9 protein-coding genes and 1 pseudogene are annotated in these 10,232 nt (G+C 35.7%); all 10 read right to left on the bottom strand.

The genetic code is table 11. The features are described 5' to 3' along the window. Window positions 1-606 precede the first annotated feature (606 nt). Window positions 607-926 (bottom strand): annotated as a pseudogene (locus tag H5162_RS20470) (sugar transferase); the annotation flags it as partial. Between the two features lie 280 nt (window positions 927-1,206). Further along, window positions 1,207-1,800: a sugar transferase gene (locus tag H5162_RS20465; RefSeq protein WP_182779395.1), complete on the bottom strand. Its 594-nt coding sequence runs from the start codon at window positions 1,798-1,800 to the stop codon at window positions 1,207-1,209. Next, window positions 1,793-2,956, bottom strand: a complete 1,164-nt coding sequence (locus H5162_RS20460) for a DegT/DnrJ/EryC1/StrS aminotransferase family protein (protein WP_182779394.1) — start codon at window positions 2,954-2,956, stop codon at window positions 1,793-1,795. Before H5162_RS20460 ends, H5162_RS20465 begins: the two co-directional genes overlap by 8 nt. A 6-nt stretch (window positions 2,957-2,962) precedes the next feature. Beyond that, complete coding sequence (locus tag H5162_RS20455) at window positions 2,963-3,571, bottom strand: GNAT family N-acetyltransferase (protein WP_182779393.1); 609 nt, start codon at window positions 3,569-3,571, stop codon at window positions 2,963-2,965. Next, window positions 3,561-4,775 (bottom strand): glycosyltransferase family 4 protein, encoded by a 1,215-nt coding sequence (locus H5162_RS20450; protein ID WP_182779392.1) that lies wholly within the window; start codon window positions 4,773-4,775, stop codon window positions 3,561-3,563. The genes H5162_RS20455 and H5162_RS20450 overlap by 11 nt, the downstream gene beginning before the upstream one ends. After that, a complete protein-coding gene (gene wecB / locus H5162_RS20445; RefSeq protein WP_182779391.1) occupies window positions 4,775-5,905 on the bottom strand; it encodes a non-hydrolyzing UDP-N-acetylglucosamine 2-epimerase in 1,131 nt (376 codons plus the stop codon). The genes H5162_RS20450 and wecB overlap by 1 nt, the downstream gene beginning before the upstream one ends. Before the next feature lie 2 nt (window positions 5,906-5,907). Next, entirely contained in the window at window positions 5,908-7,014 is a 1,107-nt protein-coding gene (wbjC, locus tag H5162_RS20440) for a UDP-2-acetamido-2,6-beta-L-arabino-hexul-4-ose reductase (protein ID WP_182779390.1), read from the bottom strand. Between the two features lie 2 nt (window positions 7,015-7,016). Further along, window positions 7,017-8,054: a polysaccharide biosynthesis protein gene (locus tag H5162_RS20435; protein WP_182779389.1), complete on the bottom strand. Its 1,038-nt coding sequence runs from the start codon at window positions 8,052-8,054 to the stop codon at window positions 7,017-7,019. A gap of 5 nt (window positions 8,055-8,059) precedes the next feature. Continuing rightward, a complete protein-coding gene (locus H5162_RS20430; RefSeq protein WP_182779388.1) occupies window positions 8,060-9,280 on the bottom strand; it encodes a glycosyltransferase family 4 protein in 1,221 nt (406 codons plus the stop codon). Between the two features lies 1 nt (window position 9,281). Then, on the bottom strand, window positions 9,282-10,232 hold a 951-nt coding region (locus H5162_RS20425), incomplete at its 5' end, for a hypothetical protein (protein WP_220493644.1).

Genomic DNA, 10,232 nt, shown 5'->3' with positions numbered 1-10,232 from the left:
GAACTCGGTGCGCTCCGTGGTGAATAAATCACTAAAAACATTTTACTACCGAGAGCACAAAGGCGCTTCGCTACACAGAGGAAAGACCAGTAAAAAGGAAATATAAATCTATTAACTCTCTAATCACTACCTCAGTGAACTAGGTGCGCTCCGTGGTGAATAAATAATTAAAAACATTTTACTACCGATAGCACAAAGGCGCTTCGCTACACAGAGGAAAGACCAGTAAAAAGGAAATATAAATCTTTTAACTCTCTAATCACTACCTCAGTGAACTCGGTGCGCTCCGTGGTGAATAAATCACTAAAAACATTTTACTACCGAGAGCACAAAGGCGCTTCGCTACACAGAGGAAAGACCAGTAAAAAGGAAATATAAATCTATTAACTCTCTAATCTCTACCTCAGTGAACTCGGTGTTCTCCGTGGTGAATAAATCACTAGAACATTTTATCACTGAAGTGCTGGACTAAACGAGAAGCTCTTTTCCAAACATCCAGTTTTTCAAATTGCATAAAACTTCCCTCTTTAATTTCCTAGCCCCTAGACACTTCCCTAGAACCTACCTAGTCACTCTCCTAGAACCTGTTTCTTACCCTAACACCTTTCATTTAACCCGATCTCCACTACCACTGCCGGTTACTGTCATTAATATATATTTAAAGTAATTACCAATTGTCAGTGTATCGATCATTTCGCGATCTGTTTTTGCAAGTAACTCAGGGGTAGACATATCGATTTCATTTACTTGAGCAAGGCCGGTAATGCCTGGGCGTACTGCAAATACGTTTTGAGCTACGCGAGCTTCTGTTAACTCTTGCTGGTTTAATAAACCAGGGCTTGGGCTAGGCTCATATCACCTTTAAAGACACTACAAAGCAGTGGCAGTTCATCTAGATTTGTTTTAAGTAAAAAGCTACCAAAAGGAATATCCTATGAGGTGTCTGCCAAATAATACTCTAACTATGGTGTATCAACATCCATAGGTCATAAATCAAACAAGAATAAACATATTCAATGAAGCAACAACATTTCTATACAGCGCTCATTTGTACAATAAACATTCAATATAGTGCACATTAAAACAGAAAAATCAGTTAGATTATCTTCCTACCAAAAAAAAGATAAACAATATTTTTAGTTTAAACTTAAATATAGTTAGCACTGGTACATTCAAGAATAAGAATTATAGCTATTGAACAACAGTTTAACGAGTGATTATTTTCTTCAAAGTTGAGAAAATAATAACTAAATCACCTATTAGAGAGTTTGAATTCACATAATCAATATAATAATTTTGTTTTACTGGCAATATGAAATCTACATATGCTTGTTTTGGGTCAGCATATTGAGCAAGAATTTCATTTTCATCAACCATTTCTATAGCTGCTCTATCTGTTATTCCGGGTTTAACACTTAACACTTTGTCTTTTATCTCTTTAGGATAAAAATCAATAAACTCTTGTACCTCTGGTCTAGGCCCTACCAAGCTCATTTTACCCAAGAGTACATCGATTAATTGAGGTAATTCATCCAGCTTTAGTCTTCGTAAAATCCTTCCTTCACTAGTTATACGAGCATCGGTTCCAACAGTTAAACGACCTCCGCTCTCAGAATCAACTCTCATAGTTCTGAATTTATGAATTTTAAAGGGCTCACCATGAAGACCAATTCTTTCTTGACGAAAAAAAATTGGGCCTTTTGAACCAGTTTTAACCCATACAGCGATTAAAACCAAAAAAGGAGCAAGTAATAATAAGCCTAAGGATGAAAAGAATACATCAAATACTCTCTTAGCCATTGTTGAGAACCTTATTTACCGCTTCAATAACTTTTCGCTGATCTTCTAAAGTCATTTTTGTATATAACGGCAGTGATACTTCTCCCTCGAATAAGGCCTGAGACACAGGGAAATCTCTTTCTTCTAAGTTAAAAGTGTCTCTCCAATATGGTTGTAAATGTAGGGGGATAAAGTGAACTGAACACCCAACCCCTAGTTGTGCCATTCTCTCTATAAATTGGTCACGGCTGACGCCACAATCAGGCTTTAATCTTATTGGATATAGGTGCCATGAATGTGTAGAGCCTGCCTCAGGTTGAGGCGGTAAAATAACAGGTAGTGCGTTCAACGCTTCATTATAGTTTTCAGCCAGTAACTCCCTTTTCTGAAGAAAACTAGGTAACTTTTTAAGTTGATGGATTCCTATTGCAGCACATATATCAGGCATATTATATTTACAACCAGGCGCAACAATTTCGTATGACCAACTTGGCTTATTTGAAGTGTAACGATCAAATGCATCTCGGCTAATACCATGCAACCTCATAATTTTGGCTCTTTTGGCAATATCATCATTTGCTGTTACCAACATACCACCTTCTGCAGTGGTCATTGTTTTATTTGCATAGAAGCTAAATACTGTTACATCACTTTTAAGAGTGCCAATCATTTCACCATTATGTTTACATGGCAATGCATGTGCAGCATCTTCTACAACCTTAATATTATGGTTATATGCGATACGCAAAATTTCGGTCATATTACAGGCTAAGCCTGCAAAATGTACCGGAATAACCACTTTTGTTCTTGCGGTAATTGCACTTTCAAACGCTTTAGGGTCTATGTTAAATGTTGAGGCTTCAACATCGACAAAAACAGGTGTTGCACCAAGATAACGAACAACTTCAGCTGTTGCTGTAAATGTATATGACGGAATTATCACTTCATCATCAGGACCTACGCCTAGAGCCTCTAACGCAAGATGCAAACCCGAAGTAGCTGAGTTAACCGCTATCGAATGTAAATTTTCATCACCAAGAAAACGGCTAAAGTCTTCTTCAAAACGCTTAGCTTTAGGGCCTGTTGTGATCCATCCAGATCGAAGAGAATCGACGACTTCATTAATTTCTTCATCTCCGATTTCAGGTAGTGCAAATGGTAAAAAATTTTCTGACATTTTTAATTATCTCTGTAGTTTTTTCACAAACCGGTACATAACTCGACGACCTGATTGAGAAAACTCCGAATCTATATTAAAACCAGCATTTTTATAAAAACTCACAACGCGATCGTTATTATATTTATCTGTAGTTAGATATAACTGGTTATTGATATTTAATGATAGTATGTGATTTTCAAAATCTTTTAGTAGCTCAGCGCCAATGGACTTACCACTATAACTAGGCAAAACAGCTATACTACTTAAAAGTGCGCCGTTTTCAATTGACTCAACTGCATCTCCCTTATAAAACAAGGCGCCATATAACTTTTTCAAAGTAATGATTGGACTTCTCAGTATTCCTAATATAGAAGCAAAAGCAAATGATAGCCAATTTGTGCTTTTAAGTTCAGAAAAAAAAGTGTTAGGTGAAACGGTTCCAGCTGAAAAACCAACAATTTTATTGTCCATTTCAACCACTCTAATCACCCCTTTTTCCAAACCAATAAAGCCCTGATAAAGTAGTTTAAGAAAAGGCTCCCCCATATTTGTTAGAAAGAAACCTTTAAATGCCAACATATGTACGCTAACAATTTCATCTAGATCATTAATATTTGCGTTCCTAATCAGCATTAGTATTCCTTGCCTTTAAAATTACATTATCCAACTTTTTATAATTGCTTGCCGCCGATAAATTCTTAGAATAAAAAGCTCTGCTGTTATCGCCCATGCTTTTGAGCTCAGAGCGATTATCAATTAACTTTTGAATAGCAGAAGTTACTGACTCTATACAACCAGGTTGAGCAACGATACCACCTTTAGCTCTTTCTACGAGCTCATTAGCTTCGCCACCAACCGCCATTAGAATAGCTTTTCCCATTGCCATGGATGACTGTGTTTTAGATGGTATGGTAATTTTGAATAAATCTTCATTTTTCAAATGAACAACTAAAACATCAGCCTGAACAAGCTGATCAAAAATTTTAGATGCTGGTACATACCCATAAAAAGTTACATTTGTGATGGTAGCAGAATCAACATAACTTTCTAATTCAACCTTTTCAACACCTCCACCATAAATGTGAAGATCAACAGATGAGGTGAACTTAGATACAGCATCTATAATTGTTTTCAGAGATTGCGCCGCACCTATATTACCAGCATAAACTAACTTCAACCTTTCGTTATTACCAACACCAGTGTTATTAGCGATTAATACTTTATCTATTAATTTTTCTTCAGGGCACCAATTATAAACTACGTGGATTTTATTAGGATCAATTCCGCGACTAATAATAGCCTCTTTAAAACCTTCAGACAAAGTAACGATCTGACTAGCGTGTTCATAAATTAAGTTACACCATTTATCAACAATTTTAAGAAGAGGCCCACCTTTTTTAAATCCTGTAGCATAAAGCGCATCAGGCCATAAATCCTGCACATCTGTAATAAAAGGTTTTTTCTTGAATACTTTAAATAACAATCCTATCAAACCAGTCGTTGACTGAGGGTGATATGTATAAAGCAAATCAATATCTTTCTTTTTGAAACACTCTACTAATGCAATAAAAGTAAAAGAAAGATAGCTAAATGCACGAGAAAATTTAGATTTAGAGTGGCTTACATGCGACCAAACTCGAGTAATTTTAACACCTTCAAGTTCTTCAGCCTGCCTATAGGTCATTGTATATCCGTCAAATACTTTGCCTGTTGGATAATTAGGAAATGTAGTTATCACTTCAACTTCATGGCCTTGAGATACCCAATACTTCATTAGCTCAAGGCCCTTTATTGAATATTCAGGATCGAATAACTGACTAACAAAAAGAATTCGCATTAATACTCTTTCCAAACTACGCGCTTTACATAGTCTGTATATGAATGAATTATACGTACCACTTTATCCGAGACATTTGGCATACTGTAGTCATACACAGGTCTTAACAACCTTGTAGCCCCAGTTGGCTGAGTTTCTAATATCTGCAAAGCTTGCATTATACGTTCTACACCTAAGCCAACCATCATCACAGAGGCTTCTTCCATTCCTTCAGGGCGTTCATGTGCTTCTCGCAAGTTTAATGCCGGGAAGTTCATAATCGAAGACTCTTCGTTTATAGTGCCGCTATCAGATAACACAACTTTTGCATTTTTCTGTAAGTGGTTATAATCATGAAAACCTAATGGCTTCAGCAATTGAATGTTCTTATGAAACTCAATACCTTGCGCTTCAATACGATTGCGTGTGCGCGGGTGAGTTGAAATGATAACAGGTAAATTATATTGCTCTGCAATCTTGTTTAAAGACTCAGCAAGCTTAACTAATTGCTTAGGCGAATCTACGTTTTCTTCGCGGTGCGCACTCACTACAAAAAACTCACCTTGCTTCAGTCCTATGCGGCTTAGCACATCAGATGCGTCAATTCTATCCATATAGTGATTAAGCACCTCAAACATAGGGCTGCCCGTTTTTATAACTCGATCAGCAGGTAAGCCTTCAGCTAAAAGATAATCTCGTGCGATTGTACTGTAAGTTAAATTAACATCAGCAGTATGATCTACTATCCTACGGTTAGTTTCCTCAGGCACTCTTTGGTCAAAACAGCGGTTACCCGCTTCCATATGAAATATAGGCACTTTTCTACGTTTCGCTGGTATGGCTGAAATACAAGAGTTTGTATCACCTAATACGAGCATAGCCTCAGGATTTATCTCTTCAAGTACTTGGTCAACTTTAATAATGACTTGACCAATTGTTTCGGCTGCATTTTTACCCGCTGCATTTAAAAAATAGTCAGGTTTTCTTACACCAAGATCATTAAAAAAAACTTCATTTAGTTCAAAGTCATAATTCTGACCTGTGTGAACCAATATATGCTCGCAATGTTCGTCTAGTTTAGCTAAAACACGCGAAAGACGAATAATTTCTGGTCGGGTTCCAACTACCGACATTACTTTAAGCTTTTTCATTGTTAAACCTTATGAGCCACAGTATCTGGTGCTTTGGGATCAAAATTTTCATTTGCCCATAGCATTACAATTAATTCTTCATCACCAATGTTAGTTATATCATGAGACCAACCAGGTACGGTTTCAACTATTTCTGGCTTATCACCGTTCGTTATAAGCTCGCTTACTTCATCAGTAACTATATGCCTAAAACCAAATTTAGCCTTGCCTTTAATAACTAAAAACTTTTCAGTTTTACAATGATGATAGTGCCCACCACGCGTTATACCTGGATGCGCTGTAAAAAAAGAAAACTGACCAGAATCTTTCGTTTTTAACATTTCAACAAACATACCACGCGGATCTTCATGCTTAACAACAGAATAGCTGAAGTCCTCAGGCTTTATATAACTGATATAAGTGGCGTAAAGCACCCTATTAAAGCCATCACCTACAGGCTCTGTTACTAATGTTTCACGGCTCTTCTTATAGCTATAAAGAGTTTCTGCAAGCTCGCCTAAAGTTATTTTAAAAGTAGGTTCAACATCTATATGTAACGTGTTCTTTGGTAGGTTTGTCAATGTGTCTAAAAACGAGGTTACCACAGCGCCTATGTGTACTAGGTTAACCTCAGCTTCTGGTTCATTTATTTGAATTGGCAAATTATTAGCAATGTTATGACAAAACGTAGCAACTACAGAGTTGTAATTAGGTTTACACCACTTACCAAATACATTTGGCAAACGATAAATATAAATACTATTACCTGTATCATTATGTAGTGTTGTTAGGTGTGTTTCAGCTATTAACTTACTTTTACCATACGGGTTATCTTGCTCAGCTTGGATAGAGGAAGTATAAACGATAGGAATATTCTTACCAGTTCCCTTAACAAGCTCACATAACTGTAACGTTAAATCAGAGTTACCTTCTTTAAATTCACCTTCGTTTTTTGGCCTATTCACACCCGCCAAGTGAAAAATAAAATCTGCTTTTTCTACACCTTCTTTTAACTCTGATTGTGAAGACTTGCGGCTAAACTCAATTATTTCATATTTATCATTTCGCTTTAAACTTACAATTAAATTCTTAGCTATGAACCCAGATGCGCCAGTGATTAATATATTCATATTTAAACTCCCTCTGGTACAAATAAATTTCCAGATTCAATTTCGCGCATAAAGTCGAGCTTACGGAGTAGTTGTTTCATACCTTCAACATCCAAACGCTGAGTATTATGTGAATTGTAGTCTTCAATGCTTGAAAGATCTTTTTCACCCTCTTCTGTATATTGAGCATAATTTAAATCACGATTATCAGCAGGTATACGGTAATATTCACCTTGGTCCTGAGCAACAAACATTTCCTCACGGCTACATAAAGCTTCAAAAAGCTTTTCGCCATGACGAGTGCCAATTATATTTACTTTATGCTCAGGCTTTCCAACCATCTCAAGAATAGCTTGTGTTAATACGTCAATAGTTGCTGCCGGTGCTTTTTGCACAAAAATATCACCGTTCTCACCATGCTCGAATGCATGGAGAACCAAATCAACTGCATCGTCTAATGTCATCATAAAGCGGGTCATTGACGGATCTGTTAGAGTTATTGGTGTATTTTCGATAACTTGACGGATAAATAACGGAATAACCGAGCCACGCGAAGCCATTACATTGCCATAACGAGTACCTGAGATTACAGTATTTGTGCCTTCTAAATTACGACTTTTAGCAACAATGACTTTTTCCATCATTGCTTTTGAAATCCCCATAGCATTAATAGGGTAAACAGCTTTGTCGGTACTTAAACACACAACACGGCTAACATCATGAAAAATAGCCGACTCTAAAACATTCTCAGTGCCTAACACATTAGTTTTAACCGCTTCAAGTGGGTAAAACTCACATGAAGGTACTTGCTTTAAAGCAGCTGCATGAAACACGTAATCAACGCCACGCATAGCTGTAGAAATACTTTGTGGATCACGCACATCACCAATGTAAAACTTTAGTTTTTCATTATTAAACGCTTTGCGCATATCATCTTGTTTTTTCTCATCACGAGAGAATATACGGATTTCTTTAATATCAGTATCTAAAAAACGTTTTAATACAGCATTACCAAAAGAGCCAGTCCCACCAGTGATCAATAAAATTTTTTTCTTAAACATAATTACTAACAATGCCTCTTATCTAAAATTGAATTTTCAATTAAAGTTACTTCATCATCAATTCTTGTAGACCATGACTTTGTGAGTTGACTTGAAGAAACTTGTACATTATGGCGAATTGAGTCGTAGTACTTTTGTCTTTTCCCATCCAAAATATCAACTATGATCTCAACTACACTGTCGTTGCAGTTGACAAGAAAACCATTTTCCCCATTTACTATATAATTGCTCAAAACCTCATCATTCTTTGCAATAATTAAGGCACCTGTTGCCATCATTTCATGGAAGACATTAGTAAGGTTACATACATCATATAAACTTAAAGATGCAAGTGCAGCTCTATTGAAGCTATGCATTTCTTTTTTACTCAAGCTCCCAGTAAAAAATACTTGTTCTGCTATATCTAACTCTTTTATTTTTTGCAATAAGCTCTCATAATAACTAGTACCCATTGTATCTACAGGACCAGCCAACACTAAATTAACAAACTTACCAGCTTTTTTAAGTTTATAAATAATAGCTAGTGCTCTATCTTGCCTTTTCCATTCATCGATCCGACTGCAGTAAAAAATAAAATCGCCATATTGTTCATGCTGTTCGTCAACTATTTCTTTTTCATTCACACGTTCAACACCATTCACCCAATAATTGAAAGAAAACTTTCCTTTTGAACCTATTGAGTCAAATACAAGATCTCCTCTTGAACCATCATTTGTTACTAATAAAAAACTTTTTTCCGTTCTAAATGCTAGTGCTTCAACAATATGCTTAAGAAAAGTTCTATACTTTCCATGTTTACTTATTTTGTCCCACAAAAATGTACCATAAAGTCTCTGCCCGAAAGCTATCCCCTTACTGTTAACCATTCCGCGTACCACTGCAGGGCTACTGCCATGAGCATAAACAAAATCATAATCCACACTGTTTATAAGGTTTTTGACGACTTTTCTATACCTATAAAGTGAAAGTAATTTATTTGGCATTTTAAGGTCATAATAACAAAATGCCTTGAATGATGACTTCTTAAGCCAACTTACTTTAGGTTCAAGCTTTGGTGGTTTTTGCTCAGTGTAAATAATTACAAAATCAACTTCATAACCCCTAGCTATAAGCTCTTTAATGGGTAGAGAAAAGGAAGGCAACCCTGTTATCTCGGTTTGCTCTCCTGACATAATCTCTTTAAAACCATACCAAGCAGGCGTTAAGTATAGAATTTTTTTGCTCATATTAATCCTTATGAAAAGATTCCCCACTTTTGCCAACTGATAAAACAAAAGCAATAGAGAGTATATAAAAAATTGAAAGTGGTAGGTCACTATAGATTAGGTGTAGTACTATAAACAAAGTAGTAAACATCGAAATTATACATTTTCTGCTTATGCTATAGTGAAAATAAAGGTAGGGTAATAGAGCAAAACCACCAACTCCAACTAGGAGAAAGGCACCTGAATTAGCCCAAGTTATATTCCTTTCCAATTCAAAAGCAGTTAAAGTATTCAAGGACAATACATACTCCGAATAGTTGCCATACCCAACTCCAAAGATCATTTGTAAAACTGGCATGTCAAAATAAACAGAATAAGGCCTAATAACTCTAATATATATAGATGAAACATCACTAAACGAGGTCATCCGTTCAAAACCTGTAGAAAAATTTAATAAAACAAAAGCTATTGCAGGGATGCTTATATAAATAAAAAACAATAAACCTAATATAGATTTATTCTGTAAGATTCTTACCTTAGTAAATGCAATAAATACAAGAATTAGAAGTGCAAAGCCTGTGCCTGAAGCACTTAACAAGAGAGAAATAGCCAATAAAAACATTAAAGAAGAGTCAAAGCGTTTAGAGAATATTACTTTCTCTTGTAAAACAAGCAACAATAAAGCAAGACCAATATATTGACTAAAATGAGCAGGCTCAGAGAATAACGAAGAAAATCTATAACCAAATTCTGAAAAGTAATAACTGCTATTTTCTATTAACTCATTACCATATTTAATCTCTAAAAATGGGAGGTACCACGGAAGTGCAATTCCAGAAAACATAAAATAAACATATTGCATTAACCCATAAATAGAAAGGGCACCCGAAATAACAAGAAATATACGAAGGCCAAAAAAATATAAAAAATGCTTATCGCAAACAAAAACAATTATAAGAATATAAAAAAAATA

Origin of the sequence: Pseudoalteromonas sp. SR41-8 (genome assembly GCF_014163915.1) — a bacterium.
GTDB classification, from domain to species: Bacteria; Pseudomonadota; Gammaproteobacteria; order Enterobacterales; family Alteromonadaceae; genus Pseudoalteromonas; species Pseudoalteromonas rhizosphaerae.
This window is presented reverse-complemented; position numbering and strand designations above follow the sequence as displayed.